Annotated in this window: 18 protein-coding genes; 12 read left to right on the forward strand and 6 right to left on the reverse strand. The window is 73.2% G+C overall.

The genetic code is table 11. The features are described 5' to 3' along the window. The first annotated feature begins 223 nt into the window (after nucleotides 1–223). From ACIA6T_RS27340 to ACIA6T_RS27365, 6 genes are read left to right on the forward strand one after another with little or no spacing between them, the layout of a single operon-like run. Nucleotides 224–1,303 carry a hypothetical protein gene (locus ACIA6T_RS27340; protein WP_399449129.1) on the forward strand — a complete coding sequence of 360 codons (1,080 nt, stop codon included), beginning with the start codon at nucleotides 224–226 and terminating at the stop codon, nucleotides 1,301–1,303. After that, a complete protein-coding gene (locus ACIA6T_RS27345; protein ID WP_399449130.1) occupies nucleotides 1,300–3,909 on the forward strand; it encodes a lantibiotic dehydratase in 2,610 nt (869 codons plus the stop codon). Before ACIA6T_RS27340 ends, ACIA6T_RS27345 begins: the two co-directional genes overlap by 4 nt. Beyond that, nucleotides 3,906–5,825, forward strand: a complete 1,920-nt coding sequence (locus tag ACIA6T_RS27350; protein WP_399449131.1) for a hypothetical protein — start codon at nucleotides 3,906–3,908, stop codon at nucleotides 5,823–5,825. The genes ACIA6T_RS27345 and ACIA6T_RS27350 overlap by 4 nt, the downstream gene beginning before the upstream one ends. After that, nucleotides 5,812–7,734 carry a TOMM precursor leader peptide-binding protein gene (locus tag ACIA6T_RS27355; protein WP_399449132.1) on the forward strand — a complete coding sequence of 641 codons (1,923 nt, stop codon included), beginning with the start codon at nucleotides 5,812–5,814 and terminating at the stop codon, nucleotides 7,732–7,734. The genes ACIA6T_RS27350 and ACIA6T_RS27355 overlap by 14 nt, the downstream gene beginning before the upstream one ends. Continuing rightward, a complete protein-coding gene (locus ACIA6T_RS27360) occupies nucleotides 7,731–9,242 on the forward strand; it encodes a nitroreductase family protein (protein ID WP_399449133.1) in 1,512 nt (503 codons plus the stop codon). The genes ACIA6T_RS27355 and ACIA6T_RS27360 overlap by 4 nt, the downstream gene beginning before the upstream one ends. A 44-nt stretch (nucleotides 9,243–9,286) precedes the next feature. Continuing rightward, entirely contained in the window at nucleotides 9,287–10,213 is a 927-nt protein-coding gene (locus tag ACIA6T_RS27365; protein WP_399449134.1) for a thiopeptide-type bacteriocin biosynthesis protein, read from the forward strand. A gap of 85 nt (nucleotides 10,214–10,298) precedes the next feature. Here the strand turns inward: ACIA6T_RS27365 and ACIA6T_RS27370 are convergent, their stop codons facing one another. The 3 genes from ACIA6T_RS27370 to ACIA6T_RS27380 form a co-directional block, all read right to left on the reverse strand. Continuing rightward, on the reverse strand, nucleotides 10,299–10,823 hold the full coding sequence (locus ACIA6T_RS27370; protein WP_399449135.1) for a YceI family protein: 525 nt from the start codon (nucleotides 10,821–10,823) through the stop codon (nucleotides 10,299–10,301). 97 nt (nucleotides 10,824–10,920) lie between these two features. Further along, entirely contained in the window at nucleotides 10,921–11,754 is an 834-nt protein-coding gene (locus tag ACIA6T_RS27375) for an ABC transporter permease (protein WP_399449136.1), read from the reverse strand. Next, entirely contained in the window at nucleotides 11,751–12,743 is a 993-nt protein-coding gene (locus ACIA6T_RS27380; RefSeq protein ID WP_399449137.1) for an ABC transporter ATP-binding protein, read from the reverse strand. Before ACIA6T_RS27380 ends, ACIA6T_RS27375 begins: the two co-directional genes overlap by 4 nt. A 291-nt stretch (nucleotides 12,744–13,034) precedes the next feature. Between ACIA6T_RS27380 and ACIA6T_RS27385 the strand changes: the two genes are divergently transcribed. Continuing rightward, nucleotides 13,035–14,303, forward strand: a complete 1,269-nt coding sequence (locus tag ACIA6T_RS27385; RefSeq protein ID WP_399449138.1) for an FAD-dependent monooxygenase — start codon at nucleotides 13,035–13,037, stop codon at nucleotides 14,301–14,303. Nucleotides 14,304–14,533: 230 nt separating this feature from the next. Here the strand turns inward: ACIA6T_RS27385 and ACIA6T_RS27390 are convergent, their stop codons facing one another. Further along, nucleotides 14,534–14,941, reverse strand: a complete 408-nt coding sequence (locus ACIA6T_RS27390; RefSeq protein ID WP_399449139.1) for a MazG nucleotide pyrophosphohydrolase domain-containing protein — start codon at nucleotides 14,939–14,941, stop codon at nucleotides 14,534–14,536. A 92-nt stretch (nucleotides 14,942–15,033) separates the two neighbouring features. On the opposite strand from ACIA6T_RS27390, the gene ACIA6T_RS27395 reads away from it, so the two are divergent. Further along, on the forward strand, nucleotides 15,034–16,029 hold the full coding sequence (locus tag ACIA6T_RS27395; protein ID WP_399449140.1) for a TAXI family TRAP transporter solute-binding subunit: 996 nt from the start codon (nucleotides 15,034–15,036) through the stop codon (nucleotides 16,027–16,029). On the opposite strand, the gene ACIA6T_RS27400 is transcribed toward ACIA6T_RS27395, so the two are convergent. Together ACIA6T_RS27400 and ACIA6T_RS27405 are read right to left on the reverse strand one after the other, a co-directional pair. Continuing rightward, nucleotides 16,008–17,444, reverse strand: coding sequence for a HAMP domain-containing sensor histidine kinase (locus ACIA6T_RS27400; RefSeq protein WP_344567127.1), 1,437 nt, complete (start codon nucleotides 17,442–17,444; stop codon nucleotides 16,008–16,010). The two genes, ACIA6T_RS27395 and ACIA6T_RS27400, sit on opposite strands and share 22 nt — an antisense overlap. A 9-nt stretch (nucleotides 17,445–17,453) precedes the next feature. Continuing rightward, nucleotides 17,454–18,140: a response regulator transcription factor gene (locus ACIA6T_RS27405; protein ID WP_399449141.1), complete on the reverse strand. Its 687-nt coding sequence runs from the start codon at nucleotides 18,138–18,140 to the stop codon at nucleotides 17,454–17,456. A 285-nt stretch (nucleotides 18,141–18,425) separates the two neighbouring features. On the opposite strand from ACIA6T_RS27405, the gene ACIA6T_RS27410 reads away from it, so the two are divergent. From ACIA6T_RS27410 to ACIA6T_RS27425, 4 genes are all read left to right on the forward strand, one after another. Further along, nucleotides 18,426–19,202 (forward strand): amino acid ABC transporter ATP-binding protein, encoded by a 777-nt coding sequence (locus tag ACIA6T_RS27410; protein ID WP_399449142.1) that lies wholly within the window; start codon nucleotides 18,426–18,428, stop codon nucleotides 19,200–19,202. 82 nt (nucleotides 19,203–19,284) lie between these two features. After that, on the forward strand, nucleotides 19,285–20,127 hold the full coding sequence (locus tag ACIA6T_RS27415) for a glutamate ABC transporter substrate-binding protein (RefSeq protein ID WP_399449143.1): 843 nt from the start codon (nucleotides 19,285–19,287) through the stop codon (nucleotides 20,125–20,127). Nucleotides 20,128–20,236: 109 nt separating this feature from the next. After that, on the forward strand, nucleotides 20,237–20,914 hold the full coding sequence (locus tag ACIA6T_RS27420; protein WP_399449144.1) for an amino acid ABC transporter permease: 678 nt from the start codon (nucleotides 20,237–20,239) through the stop codon (nucleotides 20,912–20,914). Continuing rightward, nucleotides 20,911–21,813 carry an amino acid ABC transporter permease gene (locus ACIA6T_RS27425; RefSeq protein WP_399449145.1) on the forward strand — a complete coding sequence of 301 codons (903 nt, stop codon included), beginning with the start codon at nucleotides 20,911–20,913 and terminating at the stop codon, nucleotides 21,811–21,813. The genes ACIA6T_RS27420 and ACIA6T_RS27425 overlap by 4 nt, the downstream gene beginning before the upstream one ends. Nucleotides 21,814–21,970: the final 157 nt, after the last annotated feature.

The raw sequence follows: 21,970 nt of genomic DNA on the forward strand, positions 1-21,970 counted from the left end.
ACGGAAGAGGGCGCACGGTGTCACGATAACCGTGACGTATGTAAGCCACCACCCCCTCTCCACTTCCACCGCGCATTCCGGTCGCCAATGATGTGGAGCACATTCCCGAATTCATTTCCCGTTCGTCTCGGAAGGTGCGAAGGACATGGTGGTTGACGCTCCGGAGCGTATTGCCGTGAGGCCGGATTCCGCCGACCTGACGGGGGTGCGTCTCCACACTCGGATGCCGGTGACGCCGGCCTGGCTGGCCCGGCACGTCGTACCGGCCGCCCGCGAACTGAGCGAGGGGGGCGTGCCCGGCGTCCAGGTCCGCCGCGGCTGGCTGCACGGACCCCACATCGATCTGCTCGCCCCGGCCGCGACCGCCGCCGACTGGACGGCGGTCGCGGCCGGGCTCGACGCGGGCCCCCTCGACCCGGCGCGGGCGCTGACCGAGGAGGCCTATCTGGAGCAGGCCCGCGAGTTCGGCCGGCTCGAGGCGGTGGAGCCCCCGTACCTGCCGCTGCGCGACCACGGCGCGGTCCTGTCCGTCGCTCCCGACGACCCGGCCCTGCGCTCCCGCGAGCCGCGCCTCGATCCGCTGCGCACCGTCGTGAACGGCGCCCTCGCCGTGCCGGTGCTGTCGATGATCGAGGGCCTGGCCGAGAAGCCCGGCAGCGGCACGGTGCTGCTCGCGGAGGCGTTCGCCGCGCTCGCCGACACCCACGCCCTCGGCCCGGGCCACGGGGTGTTCTCCCCCCGGTCGCACGCGGAGGCGTTCCTCGCCTGGGCGGCTCCCCGCAAGGACATGCGGCCCGTCTTCCAGGAGCGGCTCGCCAAGGAGGCGCCACTGCTCCGCGCGGTGGTCGAACAGCGGCTGAGCGGTGAGGTGTCGCCCGCGGCCGCCCGGTGGCGCACGGCGTTCGCCTACGGCGCCGGCGTGCTGGACAGCGCGGTCGCCTCGGGCGCCCTCACCGCCGGCCTGCTCGACTCGGTGACCGACGGCGTCGACCGGGGGCGGATGGGACCGCCCGGGGCCGTGACCACGGTGCCGCGCGGCGAGCAGCCGGACACCGACTTCCACCGCACCGTGCACGGGTCCGGGGCGATCAGCACGCCCTCGCCGTTCTTCGCCGCGTTCCGCCTGCTGACCAACCTCTTCTACCAGCAGCTTCCCCTGCTCACCGTGTCGCCGATGCAGCGCTACTACATGTGCTTCGCGATCGCCGAGACGGTCGACGACGTGCTCGGCAGCAGCTGGCGCGAGCGCCTGGAGCGCCCGCACACCGCCCGTACCACGAAGCCGACGGGAGCACCGCGATGACCAGCCCCGAACCCCAGTGGTTCCTGCGCGTCAACCCGCTGCGCAGGGCCCGCCTCGCCGATCCGGAGCTGCGCCGGCTGCTCGCCGGCCTCGCCGCCGCAGAGGCCGAACTGACCGAGGCCGCCGAGGTCTGCTCGCAGGAACTGTACGAGCGGATCGGTGCCGTGGAGTCGGACGCCGAACGCCGCGAGCTGATCGCGCTGCGCCGGGCGATCCACAACGGCCGCGCGCCCCGGAAGGCCCCCGAGGGCCGCGTGACGGAGCTCCCGTCGGTGGCGCGCTGGCTGGCCGTCCAGGCCGAGCGGGAGCGGCTGCGCGCCACGGTCACCGCCGGCTACCCGGCCGCCGCCGACCGCGAACGGACCGTCCTGGCGGGCCTGCTCGGCGACGACGACCTGCTGCGCTCGCTCGCCCTCGTCGCCCCCGAGGTGCACCAGGAGGCCGAGCGCTACCGCACGGCGGTCGGGGGGCCCGGCAAGGTCAACGCCCGCACCCGCAAGTCGGAACGCGGACTGATCCAGTACGTCACCCGGTCCATGGTGCGCACCAGCCCGCTCTCCCGGTTCACCGCGGTGGGCATCGCCGAACCCGCCCCCGCCGGCGACCCGGAGGCCGTACGCCCCGGCGACGTGCCCTTCACCGGCGCGCTGGCCGTACCGGGCCTGGACCGGGCGATGCTGCACTACGTGCTCGGCGGCCTGCCCACCGCCGACGAGGCCGATCCGACGGACCTGTGGGTGGGGCTGCCGCCCACCTCGGCACCCGACCCGGAGAGCGGCAAGCTGTTCTTCCTGAAGTTCTCCGAGCAGGGCATGCACCGGCTCGCGCTGCCGCTCGACGGGCCCGTCGCCGACCTGCTCGACGCGCTGTCCATGGGGCCGCGCCACTTCCCCGCGGTGGTCGCGCACGTCGCCGCGCGGGCCGGCTGCCCGGCCGAGGACGCCGACCGGCGCGTGCGGCAGGCTCTCCGGCAGGGCGTGCTGTGCACCTTCACCCAGCCGGAGGACCGCGCAGGGGCCGCCGACTACGACGACCTGCTCTCGGCGGCGCGGGACACGATCGCCGCGGAACTGGCCGACCGGGTCCGTGCCGGACTGCCCCGGGTGGCCGGGGCGCCCGCCGGGGAGCGGGGCGCGGTCCTGGCCGGGCTGCGCGGGGACCTCGGCCGGCTCAGCCAGGCCGTGGGCCGCCCGGCGCACATCACGGTCGAGGAGGACTACGTCATGCCGCCGCTGAAGGTGGCCACCTCCGACTGGCACGCCCCGCTCACCGACCTCGGGCCCGCCGTGGAACTGCTGTCGGTCTTCGACTGGCTGCACGACGTACGGGTCCTGATGACCGCCGCGTTCACGGAGCGGTTCGGGGCCGGGGCGAACGTGCCACTGGCCGAACACGCGCCGTTCGTCGTCGGGGAGGTCTCCCGGCGGGCCGCCGCGATGGCCGCCGTGTACGGGCCGCAGGGCTCGGGCGGGCCGGCCGCGCTGACCGGCATCGGCCCGGCGGACGGCTCGCTGGAGCGCATGTACCTGCTGCGCCGCGAGCTGTCCGAGGAGGTGCACGCGCTCCTCACCAAGACCGCCCGGGCCGGCGAGGACACCCTGAGCCTCAGCGCGGCGGACGTCGCCGGGCTGACCCGGTCGCTGCCCGACCGTTTCCGCCGGGACCCGCTGATCTACGGCGTGCTGCTCCAGCAGGCCGGCGGCAAGCTCGTCCTCAACGACGGCCTGCCGGGCCACGGCATGCTGTACGCGCGGTTCCTGGAGGCCGACCGCCGCCAGGGCGGCCGGGCACTGCCCCGGCTCGCCGCCCACCTGCGGCGCTTCTACGGTCACGACGGCGCCCGGGTCACCGAGGACCTCGGTCTGCACCGCCTCAACGTCAACGCGCACGCGCCGGTGCTGCCGGGCGGTCTCACCCCGGAGGACTGGTTCACGCTGCGGCTGGTCCACGACCCGGAGACGGACTCACTGCGGGTCGAGGACGCGGACGGCGCGCCCCTGAGGGTGCTGCCGCTCGGCACGGGCCATCCGGGCCTGTTCCCGCCCCCGCTGTCGGTGGCCTCCGGCCTGGCGATCAGCGGCCGGCTCTTCAACAGCCTGCCGAACTCCTGGCACGCGGCCACCCCGTGGGACGGCGAGCACACCCGCACCGCGCCGCGCATGGCGGTCGGCGACGTCCTCATCGGCCGCCGCCGCTGGTACGGCGGGGCCGAGCTGGACACGGCGGTCGCCGCCGGGCCCGACGAGCACGAGCGGCTGCTCGCGCTGACGGCGTGGCGGGCCCGGCACGGGGTCCCGGACGAGGTCGTCATCAAGTCGGCGCCCGAGGACGAGGGTCCGCTGTCGGTCGGCGCCCCGGACGTCCAGTCCAAGCGCCTCCAGCAGAAGCCGCAGTACGTGGACCTGTCCAGCGCCCTCGCGGTGCGGGTCCTGCCGCGGATGCTGGAGCGCCGCGGGAAGGGCGCGGGCTACCTGGAGGAGGCGTTGCCCGGTGTCACCGACGGCACGCACGCGACGGAATGGGTGCTCGAAGTCGGGCGCACGGCCGGCGGACGGTTCGTGTACGACCCGGTCAACCACACGGAAGCGGAAGGAGCTCGGTCGTGACGGTGACCGATCTGGACAGGGCCCCGGCCACGACGGCTCCGGGGGCGGACGCCCCGCTGCGGGCCCGGCCCGGCCTGCACTACGCGCCGGTACCCGGGGGCGTGTACTTCAGCGGCACGCGCGGACAGTTCGTGCTGAGCGGCTCGGACCTCATGTACGCGGTGGCGGACGGCTGCGTACCGCTGCTGGAGGCGGGGACGACGGAGGACGCCCTGGTCGCCGAGTTCGGCACGGAGCGTGCCCGTCCGGCCGTACGGCACCTCGTCGCCCGGCTGCGGGAGAACGGCCTGCTCCTCGACCCGGCCGCGTTCACCGAGCCGGAACCCCCGGCCGAGGTCCGCGCCCGCTACGCCGACACCCTGGCCCGCCTGACCGCCCGCCTCGACGACCCGTACGCGGCGTTCGCCCGCCTGCGCCGGGCCCGGGTGGAACTGCGGGGCCCGGACACGGCGACCGCCCCGGCCCGCCGCGGCCTGCACCGGGCCGGCGTGACCACCACACCACCGGCCGCCGGAACGGCGACCCCCCTCGTCCCGGTCTGCGACCCGGCGATGTACGCGGACCCCGCCCTCCTGACCCCCGCCGGCGACCCGGCGGCGGACAAGACCGGCACCACGACCCCCGCCGGCGACCCGGCGGCACGCACGCCCGAAACCCTCACCCCCACCGGCGACCCGGCGGCGGACAAGACCGGCACCACGACCCCCGCCGGCGCCCCGGCGGCACGCACGCCCGAAACCCTCACCCCCGCCGGCGACCCGGCGGCGGACTTTCCGGGGGCCGGTGGTTCGCCCCGTGCCGTCATCGAGTTCCTCACCGGTGACGGGACCTGGTCCGAGCGGCACGGGACGCTCCACGTGCCCGTGCTGCTCGGCCCGGGGCCGGTCCTCGTCGGACCGGTCGGGGTGTCGCCCACCGTCTGGGCGGCGTTCCGGGACCGGGCCGGGGTCTGGGCCGGCGCCGAGGGCGTCGAGCCCCCGGCCGGGCCCGTCGCCCACTCCCTCGCGGGAGCCCTCGCCGCCCAGCTCCTGGCCGACACCCTCACGGGTGTCGCGGAGCCCGGCGAGGCCCATGTGGTGCACGGCCCCGATCTGACCGCCGACCGCGTCACCGTCACGGGCGGCCCCGTGGACGAAGCGGTCGTGGTCCGGCTCGACGACGCCCCCGCCGAACCCCTCCCCGAACCGGTGGCCGCACTGGAGGAGGCCGCCGCCCTCACCGCCCGCTGGACCGGACTCTTCGCCTCCGCGCAGGGCGAGCACCTGCCGCAGATGCCCCTCGCCCTGCGCGCGGCGGAGCACCGCACGGACCGCACGGACACGGTCACCGCCTGGGCGGCGCACCAGGAGACGGCGACCGTCGCCGCCGCCCTGGCCGCCCTGCGCGACCGCGCCGGCGGCGCCGCCGGCCTCACCCGTGAACACTGGTTGCTGGACGGCGCGTTGCGGCGGCTCGCCGAGCGCCGGGACCGGTTCGAGCACCTGACCGGCACCGCTCCCCCGTTGCACGCCGAGGGCGAGCGCATCCTCGCCGCCCTGCGCGCGCGGCTCGGGCCGGCCGTTCCCGTACTCGCCCTGGCCCGGACCGCCGGAGTCGACTGGCCGCTGGCCGAGGTCACCGCCGACGGCCGGCCGCTCGGCGCCGGCTGGGGACCCACGGCCGCCGACGCGACGTACGCCGCGTTGTGCACGGCACTCGCCGCCGCCCAGGCCGACGGCACCGTCGCCGCCCTGTCCACCGACGCCCTGCTCACCGCCGACGACACCGCCCGCACCGCACTGAGGAGGCAGCTCACCGCGCTCGCCACGATCCGGGGACAGGCCCGCCGCACGGACCCCGTGCTCGGCGAACTCCCCTTCTGGCACGGCCCGGTGACCGCCCGGACGGCCCAGGAGCCCACCGATGCCGACCACTGACCCGACCACCACCGAGAACCCGGTCCAGGCAGGCCCCGCGCTGCCCGCGACGGCACACGGCGACTGGCTGCCCGCCCTCGCCGGACTGGCCCGCGCCACCGGGGCGACCGTCTCCGTCAACCTCGGCTGGGACCTCGCCTGGGAACGCGGCCCGGTCGTCGCGGCGGACGGCCCCCACCTCTCCGTACGCCTGTACGACGACGAGGTCATGGTCGGTCCGCTGTGGGTGCCGGGCACCGCGTCCGGCTGCGCCGCCTGCGCCGAGGTGCGCGAACGCACCGTCCTCGACCACCCGCTCGTCGGTGACCTCACCCAGGCCACGCGAGTGCCCGCCGCCCCCGCGCCGCTGCTGCCCGAACTCCTGCGCACCGGCCTGGAACACCTGGCGGACCGTCCCCTCGTACCCGGCGAGGCCTACTCGGTGACCGTGCGCGGCACCCGCCGCCACCGCATCGCGCGCAGCTTCCACTGCCCGGCGTGCGGGCCCGCCCCCGAGGACCTGGTCAGCACCGGGACCCCGCCGCCCCGTGCCCTCCGCTCGCGCCCGGCCGTCCCCGGCGACGCCACCCGCACCGCGGCGAGCCGGCTCGTCGAGCCCGGTTTCCTGCGCGACCGCCTGGTCGACGACCGCTTCGGACCGGTCCGGGCGATCCTGCGCGAGTCCCACGCCCCGTTCGCGATGAGCATGGCCGTCGTCGCCGACGCCCCGGCGATGGGCCACGGCCGGGCCCGTACGTTCGCCGAGACCGAGCCGGTCGCCGTCCTGGAGGCGTACGAACGGCTCGGCGGTTACCCCTACGACATCCCCCTGGTGACCCGGCGCTCCTACCGCGAGGTCGCCGGCCACGCCGTCGACCCGGACACCCTCGGCCGTTACACCGCCGAGCAGCTCGCCCATCCGACCAGCAGGGCGACGCCGTTCACGGCCGACACCCCGATGGACTGGGCCTGGGGGCACGACCTGGCCGACGGCCGTCCGCTGCTGGTCCCGGCGGACCACGCCTTCTACCAGTACGAGTACGCGTTCCGCCGGGACCGCCGGGCGGCGCGCGTGGCGGGTGCCGCGAACCGCCTGCACTACTTCTTCGACTGCTCCAGCGGCTGCGCGGTCGGCGCCAACTACGAAGAGGCCGCCCTGCACTCGCTGTTCGAGCTGGCCGAGCGGGACGCGTTCCTGACGTCCTGGTACCGGGCGGCGCCGCTCCCCCACATCCCCGTCGCCTCCCTCACCGACCCGACCAGCCGGGCCATGGTCGAGCTGATCCGGGCCCGCGGCTTCGACGTCCATCTGCTGGTCGCCACCCGTGACATCGGTCTGCCGGTGGTGTGGGTCATCGCCGTCAACGAGAAGAACCCGTTCCCCGCCACCTTCTCCTCCGCCGGTTCGGGGGCGGAGCCGGAGTCGGCGATCCGGGGCGCGCTGCGCGAGGTGGCCCAGCTCGTCACCAACCCGGTCGACTGGACCCGTGAGCAGGCCGAGCGGATGGCCGAGGACCCGTGGCTGGTGGAGGAGCTGGAGGACCATGTGCGGTTCTCCTCGATCCCCGAGACCCGCGACCGCGCCCTGGCGGGGCTCGGCGGCCCGGCCGTCACGCTGGAGGAGGCCTTCCCCGACTGGCCCGGCCGGCTCGAACGGGCCGCGGACGGCGATGTGCGCGGCACCCTCGAGTACGTCGCCTCGCTGTTCGCCGACGCGGGCCTGGACCGCGTCGTCGTCGTCGACCAGACCAGCCGGGAGCACGCGGACGCCGGCATCGCGGTCGCCCGCGCGGTCGTCCCCGGCATCGTGCCGATGTGCTTCGGCCACGCCCAGCAGCGCCTGGACGGACTGCCCCGGCTCCGGGCCGCCCTGCGCGGCACGGACCAGGAGCACCGGGCGATCCCCTACGACCCCCACCCGTTCCCGTGACGGCCCCCGCCCCGGAGTGGACCCGGCGCGCCCCGGTCGACCTGCCGGGCCCCGAGGGCGACAACAGCATCGCGCGCGAACCGCTCTGGTACGCGTACGGCCAGGGCGACGACCGCCCGGAACCACCCCCCTGGACCTGGGCGAGCACACCGCCGCCCGACAGCCACGTACCGCCGGAACCGCCGCGTCCCGCGGGGCCGAGCCGGGTGCTGCCGGCGGGCACCACCGACCGTCTGTCGGCGCTCGCGTACCCGCGGGTGCCCGCTTACGCCATGGCGGCACCCGACGCCCTGGCGCACGCCCTGACGGCGACGTTCGGTCCCGTGCGCCGGGAACCGGAGAACCCGTACAACGAGCACCGCCCGTACGCCTCGCCGCGCTGTCTCTTCCCCGTCCACGCCTTCGTGGGCGACGGCGACGGCTCGGCGTGGCGGCTGCTGGAGCCGACCCGCCACGCGCTCACCGGCCCGGACACCGGAGCGCCGCCCACCCGCATCGCGCTCACCGGCCGCTACACCGCGATCCCGGTGGCGTACCAGTGGTTCCGCGGGTCGCTCGTCTCCATCGAACTCGGCATGGCACTGCGGGCGTTGAGCCTCGGCCTCGAACTGTTCGGGGTGCCGGCCACGCTCACCCCGCCCACCGACGGCGGACCGGAGGTCCTGCGCGAGCTGGGTCTCGAACGGACCTGGGAGTGGTCGCTGCCCTGGCTCGTCGACATGGCGGAGCCCGGTCCCGCGGCGCGGTCCGGGCGGGACGCGCCGGTGCCCGACGGCGACCCCTCGCTGACGGACGTCGTACGCGTCAACCGGGAGCAGACGTACCCGGCGGGCGCGGCACCGCTCACCACGGCCGTCCCGGCCGGCCTGCCGGACAGCCCGGTCGTGCCCGACTGGGCGGAGCTGCTGTGGCGGCGCCACTCCGGCCGTATGCCGCGCGCCCTGCACGGCATGGACTCGGCACCACGCCCCGCCCCGGTCCCGGCCCGGCACCTGACCGCCGCCCTCGCCTGGCTCGGTGTCCCGCCGCCGCACCCGGTGCTCGCCGCCGCCTTCGACGCGGTCACGGTCACCGCCGTGGTGCAGCACGTCGAGGGGTACGCGACCGGGGTGCACCGCTTCGAGAAGGGCGCGGCGCACCTGCGGAAGGCCGATCCGACCGCCCCCGCGGGGCTGGAGGCGAACTACGGCTACGGGTTGTCGCCCGTCAACGGCTGCGGCATCGCCAAGGCCCCGCTCACCGTCTTCTTCTCCGTCCGCCCCCGTGAGCTGTTCGCCCGCTTCGGCCCCACCGGCTGGGGCGCCGCGCAGGTCGCCTGCGGCTGGGCCGTCCACGGGCTGTGCCTGGCGGCGGCGGCGGCCGGTCTCTTCGCGCGGCCCGTCCGGGCGTTCAAGGAGATCCCCACGAAGGAGGTCACCGGCCTGGCCGAGGACGAGACGATCGTCCTGTCGGCGGTGGTGGGGGTACCGCGCGAGACCGGGGGCGACCAGCTCGACCTGCGCACCTGAGCCCACTTCTCCGCACGCCCTCCGGACGACAAGGAAGCCCGCCCATGACCGAGCCCACCGCACCGCGGCGCTGGAGCGCCTGGCACCTCCACCTCGGCACCACCGCCCGCGGCGCCCACGACCGCGTCCTCACCGATGTCATCGGGCCCGCGGTCCGCGAACTGCCGCCCGGTACCGAGTGGTTCTTCATCCGCTACTGGCAGTCGGGTCCCCATCTGCGGCTGCGGATCGCGGACCTCGCCCCGGACGCCCGCGCGCGCGTCGAGCACGCGCTGCGCGACCGGCTCGCCACGGCGGGCCGGCTCGCGCCCGGGGAGGAGCCGCTGGCCGCCGACGCCTACGAGGAGAGCGCGGCCCGGCTCGCCGCCGCCGGCGAGACCGGCGTCAACTCCACCGTCCGGGCGCTGCTGCCGCCCGGCGTCCACCGTGCCGACTACGACCCGGAGTTCGAACGCTACGGCGGTCACGCCCTCATGCCGGCCGCCGAGTCCCTGTTCCACCTGTCCAGCGCACTCGTGCTGCGGCTCGCCCCGGGCATCACCGACGAGGCGCGGCGCGCCCGGCTGGCGCTGCGCGGCACCCTGTCCGCCGCCGTCGCCCTCGGCGGTCCCGTCGAGCGTGCCCACTACTTCGCGCGGGGCCTGGACGCCTGGCGGGCCTGGGCGTCCGACGCGGGCCACCCCGACGCCCTGCTCGACCGGATCACCCACGTCGGCCAGGACCCGGACGCGGTACGGATCACGCCCGAGGCGCACGGCCCGTTCACCGGCTGGTACGAGGGTCTGGCGGCCCATGCCGACGACATCCGGCGGCACTCACCGACCCACCCCGGAATGATCCTCTTCTCCCACGCCCACATGCTGCACAACCGGCTGGGCCTGAGCCTGCTGGAGGAGCTGCGCACCTACGCCTGGCTGTCCCACGTCTTCCCGGTGCGGCAGCCGGCGGCCGGCCCGGCACCCGTGGGGTGACCCCCGCGCCCCGTGGGTGCCGACGCGGAGGCCCGGCCGGATTCCCCCTCCGGCCGGGCCTCGTTCCGCGTGCGCGCGGTGCGGCTCATGGCCGGCGTACGAAGACGGCCTTCACCCGTACCAGGAGTTCCGCCCCGACCAGGCCCCGCATGGCGCCGACACCGCACGCGTGCCGGTCGACGCGGGCGGTGGCCCGTACGGTGGCCCGCTCGCCGTCGGTGGTCAGCTCGTCGACCGTGAACGTCACCGGCGTCCTGCGGCCCTTGACCTCCAGCAGTCCGGTGACGCCCGGTCCGGTGGTGAGACGCTCGCCGGTGAAGCGCAGTTCCGGGTGGCGCTCCGCGTCGAGGAACCGCGGGCCGCGCACGGCCGTGTCCCGCTGCGGGTTGCCGCTCTCGAAGCCGGCGACGCCGACCGTGGCGTCCAGGCCGGCCAGGGTGCCGTCGGCGGCGATTTCGGCGCGGCCGGAACGCACGGGCAGTGAGCCGCGTACGGGCAGGAAGAAGAAGTGGCGGCCGGTGAACTCCACCGTGGAGTCGGCGGGTTCGAGGTGCCAGCTGCCCGCCGGGGCGTCGACGGTCCGCGGGTGGGGGGTGTGGTTCGTGGACATGATGGGGTCCTTTCAAACGTCGTGGGGTTTCCGGAGAGCCGCGAGGGGGCCTCACAGAGGCCCCCTCGATGTGGTGGTCCGGAGCGGTCGTCCGGCTCTACTCGGGGCGCGGGTCCCAGCGGAAGCGGCGCACCGCGATCAGGGCGCCGACGACGCCCCAGGCCGCGAGCACCGTGAGCTCCTTCCACTGGAAGCCGGCACCGTGCGCGAAGGACGCCAGCATGGCGTCGTTGAAGGGCTTCACCGGGAGCAGCCCGGCGATCTCGTTGAGGACGCCGGAGTGGATGGGGAAGTAGCTGCCGGAGATGAACACCAGCGGGAACTGGATGAACTGCACGACCGCGGGCGCCGCCTCGGAGTTGCGGATGAGCGAGGCGACCCCGACGCCGAGCGCGCAGAAGCCGGCCGCGCCGAACGCCAGGGTGACCGCGAGCGCGGCCCAGTGGGTGGGCCACGGCACCCCGTACAGGCGTCCGATGCCGATGACGAGCGCGACGTCGACGACGCTCACGACGACGCAGTGCACCAGCAGGCCCGCGAAGTACACCCAGGCGGGCAGCGGGGTGGCGTGCAGCCGCTTGAGGACGCCGGTCTGCCGGCGCATGGCGAGCACGATCGCCAACTGGCCGTAGCAGGCCCCCAGTACGGACACGGCGGCGATGGTCGGCGTGTAGTACTGCATGCCGCTCATGCCGAAGAAGAAGTCCTCGTCCTGGCCGCCGCCGAACACGGCGCCGAAGATCGCGATGATCACGACGGGCAGGACGAAGGTGAACACCATCGACTGCGGGTTGCGCCAGAACGACAGCTGCTCGTAGCGGATCTGGTGGGCGAGCAGGGCGAACGAGCCCCGTTCGTCCGGCCGTTCGGCGTCGGGGCGGGCGGATCGCCTGCCGGGTGTGGTGGTCGTGGGGGGAAGGGTGCTGGTCATCGGCTGCTCCGTCCGGGTCGGCGCCCACGGCGCCCGCGGGCCGCCGGGGCCTGGCCCCGTTCGGCGGACGGGGACGAGGCGTCCTGCTGTGCGTACGAGCTGGTCAGCCCCAGGTAGACGTCCTCCAGGGTGGGCTGTTCCACGGTCAGCCGCTCCAGCGGCGTGCCGCGCTCCAGCGCCCAGGAGGTGAGCCGGTGCAGGACCGCCGTCGGCTCCTCGGCCTCGGCCGTGACCAGGCCGTCCTCGGCGTCGCTGACCGGGATCGGCAGGTCCCCGATGGCGGCGCCGGCCGGCAGCGCGAACCGGATCCGGGCCAGCGCGCTGTCCCGGCCGCCCAGGGTGTCCGGGGTGCCGGAGGCGACGATCCGCCCGCCGGCGATGACGGCGACCGAGTCGGCGAGCGCCTGCGCCTCGTCCATGTAGTGCGTGGTCAGCATGATGGTCGTACCGGCGTCGCGCAGGTTGCGTACGACCTCCCAGGCACCGCGGCGGGCGCCCGGGTCGAAGCCGGTGGTCGGCTCGTCCAGGAACAGCAGCTTCGGGTCACCGATCACGCCCAGGGCGAGGTCGAGCCGCCGCTTCTGCCCTCCGGACAGGTCCTTGACCTTCGCGCCCTCCTTCTCCCGGAGCCCCACCAGGTCGATGACCTCGTCGGTGTCGCGCGGGGCGGGGTAGTAGCCCGCGTTGCGGGCGATGGTCTCGCGCACCGACAGGTACGGCTCCACGGCGATGTCCTGGAGCACGAGCCCGATCTGCCCGCGCAGCCACCGCCCGTCCGCCTTGTCGCCGGGGTCGCGGCCGAGGACCCGTACGCTGCCGCCGTCCCGCTGCCGGAAGCCCTCCAGGATCTCCATGGTGGTGGTCTTGCCGGCGCCGTTCGGTCCGAGGAGCGCGAAGATCTCGCCCTCCTCGACGGCGAAGTCCACGCCGCGCACGGCCTCGTGGTCCCCGTACTTCTTGAGCAGGCCGTCAACGGCCACCGCGGTCACCGCGGTCGCTCCCGTCGTCGTTCCCGTGTCACCGCGTGCCTCCAAGGATGTAGTGGCTGTCTCCCTCAGGAAGTTAGGTCCGGCAAGGGGCCCGGCAGCAGGGTCGGCGGGGGAACCGATGACGTCCGTCACACAAGCGGCGACAGTTGTCAGTGACGGACCGGCGGGCCGTTGCCGCGCGGTGCGGCGCGGCACATGCTCGGCGCACGACCGATGACAGTGCGCTCACGCCGCGCACCCATCGCGACGGTGAACGGGCGTGGAGCGAAGACGCGGAAGGCGGTCCCAGACGTGCGGTTGGGGAGCGAGAGCGGAGCGCGGCGGCGGCCCGGGTACGCCGGGAACGCCGGGGATGTCTCGGGCCAGGAGCGGCGACCGCGGGTCGCCGTCGTCGGCGCCGGCATCGGCGGACTGGCCCTGGCCGGCGCGCTGGCCGCGAACGGCACGCCGTACGTGGTCCACGAGCAGACCCGCGTGCTGTCCGAGGTGGGCGCGGGCGTGCAGCTCTCGCCCAACGCGGTCCGCCCGCTGCTGCGGCTGGGCCTCGGACCCGCGCTGGAGGAGCACGGGGTGCGCGTCGAGGCGATGGAGGTGCGCGGCTGGAACGGCCGGCCCATCGCGCGCACACCGCTCGGCGCGGAGTGCGAGCGCATGTTCGCGGCGCCGTACCTGACGATCCACCGGGCGCATCTGCACGAGGCGCTGCTCTCCCTGACCGACCGGGACCGGCTGCGCCTCGGCGAACGGCTGCGGGCGGCGGAGGAGACGGCGGACGGTACGGGCGTACGGCTCTCCTTCGACGACGGTACGGTCCGCGAGGCGGACGTGGTGATCGGCGCGGACGGCATCCACTCCACGGTCCGCGAGACCCTGCGCACCGACGCGCCGGTCTTCTCCGGCCTGGGCATCTACCGCGGCCTGGTCCCGGCGGACGCACTGCCGGCGGGGGCCCGCGAGCGGCTGGTGCGGCTGTGGCTCGGGCCCGGCGGGCACTTCGTCTGCTATCCCGTGGCGTCCGGCGCGTACCTCAGCTACGCCGCGACCGTGCCGCTGACCACCGGCGCCCCGCCGCGCGAGTCCTGGTCCCGACCGGGCGACCCGGACGCGCTGCGCGCGGTCTTCGGCGGCTGGACGGGGCTCGTCGCGGACGTCGTCGCGGCGGTCGGCTCGACCCACCTGTGGGCCCTGTACGACCGTCCGCCGCTGCGCACCTGGTCCACGAACCGCATCACGCTCCTCGGGGACGCGGCCCACCCGATGCTGCCGTTCATGGCGCAGGGCGCCAACCAGGCGATCGAGGACGCGATGGACCTGGCCGCCTGCCTGGCGGACGCGCCCGCCCCGGCGGTCCCGGAGCGCCTGGCCCGCTACGAGTCCCTGCGCGTCCCGCGCACCGCCGAGATCCAGCGCGGCTCACGGGGCAACGCGGGCATCCTCCACCTCCCGGACGGCCCCGCCCAGCGCCGCAGGGACGCCCACATGGCAGTCCACGCCTCCCTCCACGACCGCACCCCCCTCTACGCCCACGAAACAGGCCGCAACGTGGTCACCACCGCATGACTGCGGGCAGTCACGCCCCCATGGCTGCGGGCAGTCGTGCCGCTGGGCCGGCGCCACTCCCCCGCAGCTGCGGGCAGTCGTGCCGCTGGGCCGGCGCCACTCCCCCGTAACTGCGGGCAGTCGTGCCGCTGGGGCGGCACGGGTGGGCGCAGCGGCACTCCGCAAGCGCCGGGCAGCGCGACCCATCCCCGCCCCGCAGCCACACCGGACGACATACCCCGGGGCGCTGCTCAAGCCGCCCCGCCCGGCACCCACCCCTGCCGCCGCAGCACCCCCGACACATCCGGCGCCTCGTAGTGCTCCCCCTTGAGCACCTTGCCGTCGGCACGCCGACTGACCTGCCCGTCGGGCCCCAGCTTGCTCATGTTGGACCGATGGACCTCCGCGATCACCGCATCGAGGTCGATCCCATGCACCAGCGCGGTGCCGTACGCGACGTACACCACGTCGGCCAGCTCATGCGCCAGCCGATCGAGCGGCCCCGCCACCGACACCTCCGCCACCTCCCGCGCCTCCTCGGCGAGCAGCTCACCACGATGGGCACCGAGCTCCGGCGAAACCTCGGACGGTACGTCACGGGCGTCCAGCCCGAAGGCACGGTGGAAGTCACGGACCAGATCGGCGGGCGAAGAACTCATGCCCGCGACTGTAGCGGCCGCCACGGACACTCCCCGGCCCGCTGTGAGCTCCGCCCTGGTCAGCGGCCACCCCGACTGGCAGGATCGCGCGCATGTCCCACACGCTGTCCCGGATCGGCAGGCGACGGGCCCTGCGGGGCACCGCCGCCGCTCTCGTCGTACTCGGACTGCTGCTGTGGTGGCTGGCGCCCTGGGAAGAGGAACCGCCCGGCGGGACGATCACGCTGAGCACGGGCACCCGCGCGGGGGTCTACCAGAAGTACGGCGTACTCCTGCGCAGCTCACTCGGCAAGCACATGCCCGACCTCGACGTACGCCTGAAGACGAGTGACGGGTCGCAGGAGAACGTGCGCCGCGTGGCGACCGGGGAGGCCGACTTCGCGATCGCCGCGGCCGACGCGGTGGAGACGTACCGGCTCAGCGACCGGCCGGGCGCCGACCGGCTGCGCGGGGTGGCACGCCTGTACGACGACTACGTGCAGCTCGCCGTCGCGCCCGACTCGGGCATCGAGACCGTCGACGACCTGCGGGGCAAGCGGGTCGCCATAGGGCCGCCCAAGTCGGGCGTCCGGCTCATCGCCAACCGGGTGCTCCGCGCGGCCGGCATCGACCCGGAGACGGACATCGAGCCTTCCTCCGACGGCATCGACAACGGCCCGGAGCGGCTCGGGCACGGCCTGGACGCCTTCTTCTGGTCCGGCGGACTGCCCACGGACGGCCTGAGGACACTCGCCGAGCAGTCCGCGCTCCGGTTCGTGCCGATCGACGCCGAGCTCGTCTCCAAGCTGCACGAACAGGGCGGCGCCACGCGCCACTACCGCGTCACCAACATGCCGGAGTCGGCCTACCCGGGCAGCCGGCCCAGCGCGCCCGTCGCGACGATGGCGGTGTCCAACCTCCTGATCACCCGGGCGGACGCGGATCCCCGGCTCACCGAGTGGCTGACCCGCATCGTGCTCAAGAGCCGGGACAACATCGGGGCGCACGTCCACTCCGCCCAGCTGGTCGACGTACGCACCGCGATCTACACCGACCCGCTCCGGCTGCACGAGGGCGCCCGCCGGTACTACCGGTCCGTCAAGCCCTGAGCCGCCGCCTCACCCGTCGGCGGGGCGTTCCTCGGCACCATCACGGTCACCCGCAGTCCGTGCGGCTCGTGGCGCTCGTACGCGATCGAGCCGCCGCCCGCCGCGAGCAGCGCCCGCGTGATGGACAGGCCGAGGCCCGAGCCCTTGATGTTCTGGTGCCGCCCGCTGCGCCAGAAGCGGTCGCCGACGCGGGTCAACTCCTCCTCGGTCAGTCCCGGGCCGTTGTCGGTGACGACGACGGTGGACATGTCACCGTTGGAGGCGACGGTCACCTCGACGTCCTCGCCCTCGGGCGTGAACTTCACCGCGTTGTCGATGACCGCGTCCAGGGCGCTGGACAGCGCCACCGGGTCGGCCCACGCGGTGGTCGGCGGGCAGGTGCCGGTCAGGCGGACGCCCTTGGCCTCGGCGGTCGGCGACCAGGCCGCGACGCGCTCGGCGGTCAGGGCGCCGATGTCGGCGACCTGGAGGTTGGCCTCGCTGTGCTCGGCGAGCGCCAGGTCGAGCAGGTCGTCCAGGACCTGCGCCAGGCGCTTGCCCTCGGCCTGCACCGAGGCGATCTCCTCGTTGCCCTCGGGCAGCTCCAGGGCGAGCAGCTCGATGCGCAGCAGCAGCGCCGAGAGCGGGTTGCGGAGCTGGTGCGAGGCGTCGGCGACGAAGGCGCGCTGCTGCTCCAGCACGCTCTCGACGTTGTCGGCCATCTCGTTGAACGACCGGGCGAGCCGTCTCAGTTCCGGCGGCCCGCCGGCCGCCGCGACCCGGGACTTCAGCCGTCCGGTGGCGATGTCGTGGGTGGTGGCGTCCAGGATCCGTACGGGCTTGAGCACCCAGCCGGTCAGCCGCAGCGCCGCGCCGACCGCGAGCAGCATCGCGGCCGCCTCCCCCGCGGCGATGACCAGCCAGCCCCGGAGGATGCGGGAGCGCATCTGCCCGGTCGGCGAGTCGGTGACCACGACCGCGACGACGTCGCCGTCCCGGATGACCGGTGAGGCCACCACCAGGCTGCGCCGCTGCCAGGGCCACACCTGCTCGGGGTCGTGGCTGCGGCGGCTGAGCAGCGACTCCTCGAAGGCGTCGCGCACCTCGCCCTCGCGGGGCAGGAACCAGTCGTCAGGGGCGTGCGCCATGGGCGAGTCGTTGAGGTAGAAGACACCCGCGCGGATGCCGTACACCCTGTGGTAGCTGTGCAGCTCGCTGCTGAGCGTCTCACGACGCTCGTTGATGTCCACGCCGGTCGGGTCGGTGGGCTCGGTGACGAACTGGGCGAGCGCCGCGAAGCGCGCGGTGTCGTCGATCCGGTCGACGATGACGTCCTGCTGCTCCGCACCGGCCAGGCTGACGGCCAGCGGAACGCCGAGGGCGAGCAGGACGGCCGCCATCAGGACGATGAGCAGCGGAAGCAGACGTGTGTGCACCCGGCCCCGCTACGCCGTGGGCGCGACGAGCCGGTAGCCGACGCCGCGCACGGTCTCGATGAGGGCGGGCATGCGGAGCTTGGCGCGCAGGGAGGCGACGTGCACCTCCAGGGTGCGCCCGGTCCCCTCCCAGCTGGTGCGCCACACCTCGCTGATGATCTGCTCCCGACGGAAGACGACCCCCGGCCGCTGGGCGAGCAGGGCGAGCAGATCGAACTCCTTGCGGGTCAGCTGGACGACCGAACCGTTGACGCTGACCTGGCGGGTCGACAGCTCGATGCGGACCGGGCCGAGCCGCAGCCCGGTCTCCGTACCGCCCGTGGCCTCCTCGTGGACGGTGCGCCGGCTGACGGCGTGGATCCGCGCGAGCAGCTCCCCCGTGTCGTACGGCTTGACCACGTAGTCGTCGGCGCCGAGGTTGAGGCCGTGGATGCGCGAACGCACGTCGGACCGCGCGGTGACCATGATCACCGGCGTGCTGGTGCGCTTGCGGATCTTGCCGCAGACCTCGTAGCCGTCCTGATCGGGCAGTCCCAGGTCGAGCAGGACGACACCGAAGCCGTCGCCCTCGGGGACGAGTGCCTGGAGCGCCTCCTCGCCGCTGCGCGCGTGGGTGACGTCGAACCCGTGCCGCGCCAGGACCGCCGACAGGGCGGCGGCGACGTGGTTGTCGTCCTCGACGAGAAGCAGTCTCACCAGGGCCCCCTTCGGTTCATCGGCCGTATGCTCTCCATGTGTATGAAAACGCGTGCACGCGCGCGTGCACCTTGCAGTGACGCCGATGAACGAGGACGGCGTCAAGAGGGTTCCGGTTGCTCTTCCGTACCGTTACCCGGCCGAAATCACCCCTGCTCACAAGTGCTACGACAAGTGTCCGATTGCTATCGGATCGTGATGCTCAGATTCCCCTCAGATGTGATGACGCAGGTCTGACGGGTTACTACTGTCCTCCGAAACCGAGGAGGACGGAGCCTGAGAGCGATGACCGAAGTATCGGTGGCCAAGGAAGATGTGGCCGCGACCGGCGATCTGGTCGTCCTGAGGAGCGTCAACAAGCACTTCGGCGCGTTGCACGTACTCCAGGACATCGACCTGACGATCGCCCGTGGCGAAGTCGTCGTGGTCATCGGACCCTCCGGGTCCGGGAAGTCCACCCTGTGCCGCACCATCAACCGTCTGGAGACGATCGACTCCGGGTCGATCACCATCGACGGCAAGCACCTGCCCCACGAGGGCAAGGAGCTCGCCCGGCTGCGGGCCGACGTGGGCATGGTCTTCCAGTCCTTCAACCTCTTCGCGCACAAGACCGTGCTCGAGAACGTGATGCTGGGCCAGATCAAGGTCCGTAAGAAGGACAAGAAGGCCGCCGAGGAGCGGGCCCGTGCCCTGCTCGACCGGGTCGGCGTGGGCGCGCAGGCCGAGAAGTACCCCGCGCAGCTCTCCGGTGGCCAGCAGCAGCGTGTCGCCATCGCGCGGGCCCTGGCGATGGAGCCCAAGGTCATGCTCTTCGACGAGCCGACGTCGGCCCTCGACCCGGAGATGATCAACGAGGTGCTGGAGGTCATGCAGCAGCTCGCCCGCGAGGGCATGACCATGATCGTCGTCACGCACGAGATGGGATTCGCCCGTTCGGCGGCAAATCGTGTGGTGTTCATGGCGGACGGTCGCATCGTCGAACAGGCTTCGCCGGACCAGTTCTTCAGCAATCCGCGCAGTGACCGCGCCAAGGACTTCCTGTCGAAGATCCTTCACCACTGAGGCGCGTTTCGCGCCCCGACGACCTGCGTCACCGGACACCGCCCGGGCCGCATCACTTCATCAGAGTCAAAGGATGTGCACCATGAAGCTCCGCAAGGTCACCGCCGCCTCGGCCGTCGTGTTCGCTCTCGCCCTGACCGCCACCGCCTGTGGCGGCGACGACAGCGGTGACAACGGTTCCTCCGGGGGCGGCGGCGACAAGATCAAGATCGGCATCAAGTACGACCAGCCCGGTCTCGGTCTGAAGACTCCGGACGGCTCCTTCTCCGGCTTCGACGTGGACGTGGCGACCTACGTCGCCAAGGAGCTCGGCTACGAGCCCGACCAGATCGAGTGGGTCGAGACCAAGAGCGCCGACCGTGAGAACGCCCTCTCGCGCGGGGACGTGAAGTTCATCGCGGCGACCTACTCCATCACCGACGAGCGCAAGGAGAAGGTCGACTTCGCCGGCCCTTACCTGCTGGCCCACCAGGACCTGCTGGTGAAGAAGGGCGCGGACATCTCCGAGGCCACCGACCTGAACGACAAGAAGCTCTGCTCGGTGACCGGCTCGACGTCGGCGCAGAACGTCAAGAAGGACTTCGCCCCGGACGCGCAGCTGACTGAGCGCGGCGGCTACTCGGAGTGCCTCTCCGCCCTGCAGAGTGGAGCCGTGGACGCGCTGACCACCGACGACTCGATCCTCGCCGGCTACGCCGCGCAGGACCAGTACAAGGGCAAGTTCGAGCTCGCCGGCCTCAAGCTGAGCAACGAGAACTACGGCATCGGCGTCAAGAAGGGCGACACCGAGACCGTCAACAAGATCAACGACGCCCTGGAGAAGATGGTCAGCGACAAGTCCTGGGACAAGGCGGTCGAGGCGAACTTCGGCCCGGCCGAGTACAAGAACGAGCCGGCCCCGCAGATCGGCAACATCGTCAAGTAAGCCCAGGACCGCAACGCGGGTCCAGAAGGCGTGCCGCCGTCCGTCGCGATCAGGACGGCGGCGCGCCGCGTCCGCCCCGTAGACCACACACCCGGAAGCGCGGGAGATCGTGTTCGACTTTATTTCTGACTATGACGACCCGTCCCTGCTGGGCGCTTTCTGGGTCACGGTGCAGCTCACCGTCTTCTCGGCCATCGGATCCCTGATCTGGGGCACCCTGCTGGCGGCCATGCGGGTCAGCCCGGTGCCGCTGATGCGTGGTTTCGGCACCGCCTACGTGAACATCGTCCGGAACATTCCTCTGACCGTCATCATCGTCTTCACGTCGCTCGGCCTCGCCGACATCTTCGGCGTGGCGATGGGCGCGCCGGACGACTTCGAACTCAAGTACTTCCGGTTGGCAGTGCTCGGTCTGATCGCCTACACCGCGGCCTTCGTGTGCGAGGCGATCCGCTCCGGCATCAACACGGTGCCCGTCGGACAGGCTGAGGCGGCACGGGCCCTCGGACTGAGCTTCAGCCAGGTGTTGTCGCTCGTCGTGCTGCCGCAGGCATTCCGCTCGGTCATCGGCCCTCTGGCCAACGTGCTGATCGCACTGACCAAGAACACCACCGTGGCGGCCACCATCGGTGTGGCGGAGGCCGCCCTGCTGATGAAGGAAATGATCGAGAACGAGGCACAGACGCTGCTCATCGGCGCGGTCTTCGCCTTCGGATTCGTGGTGCTGACCCTGCCCACCGGCCTGATCCTCAACTGGCTGAGCAAGCGCCTGGCGGTGAAGCGATGACTTCTGTTCTCTACGACGCCCCCGGCCCGAAGGCCAAGCGGCGCAACCTGATCTTCTCGGTCGTCTTCTTCGTCCTGCTCGCCCTGCTGCTGTGGTGGGTCTGGCAGGTGCTGGACGACAAGGGCCAGCTGGAGTGGTCCCTGTGGGAGCCCTTCACCACGTCCGAGGCGTGGACGACCTATCTGCTGCCCGGCCTCGCGGACACGCTGAAGGCGGCGGCGCTGGCCATGGTCATCGCGCTTCCGCTGGGCGCGGTGCTCGGCATCGCCCGGATGTCGGACCACCGGTGGGTACGCATCCCGGCCGCCGTGGTGGTGGAGTTCTTCCGCGCCATCCCGGTGCTGCTGCTGATGCTGTTCGCCAACGAGTTCTTCGCCCGTTCCACGGACGTCACCAGCGAGGACCGGCCCCTCTACGCGGTCGTCACCGGCCTGGTGCTCTACAACGCCTCGGTCCTCGCCGAGGTGGTCCGGGCCGGCATCCTCGCCCTGCCCAAGGGGCAGAGCGAGGCGGCCCAGGCGATCGGCCTGCGCAAGAGCCAGACGATGAGCAGCATCCTGCTGCCGCAGGCGGTCACGGTGATGCTCCCGGCGATCGTCAGCCAGCTGGTCGTCATCGTGAAGGACACCGCGCTCGGCGGCGTGATGCTCGGCTTCACCGAGCTGCTGAACTCGCGCGGCACGCTGGCGGCCAACTACGCCAACGTCATCCCCAGCTTCATCGTGGTGGCGGTCATCTTCATCGTCCTGAACTTCATCCTCACCTCCTTCGCCTCCTGGCTCGAAGGACGCCTGCGCCGCAGCAAGCGCAGTACGGGCGCGGTGCTCGGCCCGGAGGACGTCGACGACCTCAACGCGGCCGAGGTCGGTGGCACGCACGGGACCGGTGCGGAGAAGTGACGCCCGCCTGACGCACGACATGACTGTGGCCCGCCGCATCCCGGCGGGCCACAGTCATGTCGAGTTGCCGGCTGTCGTCGGCGGTGCGGAGGAGCCGTACACCCCGGACTCGTGTGATGAACAGTCAAGTGGTGTGACCGGCCCCTCCCCACTTCAT

The organism is Streptomyces sp. NPDC051740 (assembly GCF_044453165.1).
Taxonomy (GTDB): Bacteria; Actinomycetota; Actinomycetes; order Streptomycetales; family Streptomycetaceae; genus Streptomyces; species Streptomyces atrovirens.

Bases quoted from the DNA above. Each gene is read 5' to 3' on its own strand.
- ACIA6T_RS27340 (WP_399449129.1), top strand. From the start codon at position 224: ATGCCGGTGACGCCGGCCTGGCTGGCCCGGCACGTCGTACCGGCCGCC.
- ACIA6T_RS27345 (WP_399449130.1), top strand. From the start codon at position 1,300: ATGACCAGCCCCGAACCCCAGTGGTTCCTGCGCGTCAACCCGCTGCGC.
- ACIA6T_RS27355 (WP_399449132.1), top strand. From the start codon at position 5,812: ATGCCGACCACTGACCCGACCACCACCGAGAACCCGGTCCAGGCAGGC.
- ACIA6T_RS27365 (WP_399449134.1), top strand. From the start codon at position 9,287: ATGACCGAGCCCACCGCACCGCGGCGCTGGAGCGCCTGGCACCTCCAC.
- ACIA6T_RS27370 (WP_399449135.1), bottom strand. From the start codon at position 10,823: ATGTCCACGAACCACACCCCCCACCCGCGGACCGTCGACGCCCCGGCG.
- ACIA6T_RS27375 (WP_399449136.1), bottom strand. From the start codon at position 11,754: ATGACCAGCACCCTTCCCCCCACGACCACCACACCCGGCAGGCGATCC.
- ACIA6T_RS27390 (WP_399449139.1), bottom strand. From the start codon at position 14,941: ATGAGTTCTTCGCCCGCCGATCTGGTCCGTGACTTCCACCGTGCCTTC.
- ACIA6T_RS27395 (WP_399449140.1), top strand. From the start codon at position 15,034: ATGTCCCACACGCTGTCCCGGATCGGCAGGCGACGGGCCCTGCGGGGC.
- ACIA6T_RS27410 (WP_399449142.1), top strand. From the start codon at position 18,426: ATGACCGAAGTATCGGTGGCCAAGGAAGATGTGGCCGCGACCGGCGAT.
- ACIA6T_RS27415 (WP_399449143.1), top strand. From the start codon at position 19,285: ATGAAGCTCCGCAAGGTCACCGCCGCCTCGGCCGTCGTGTTCGCTCTC.
- ACIA6T_RS27425 (WP_399449145.1), top strand. From the start codon at position 20,911: ATGACTTCTGTTCTCTACGACGCCCCCGGCCCGAAGGCCAAGCGGCGC.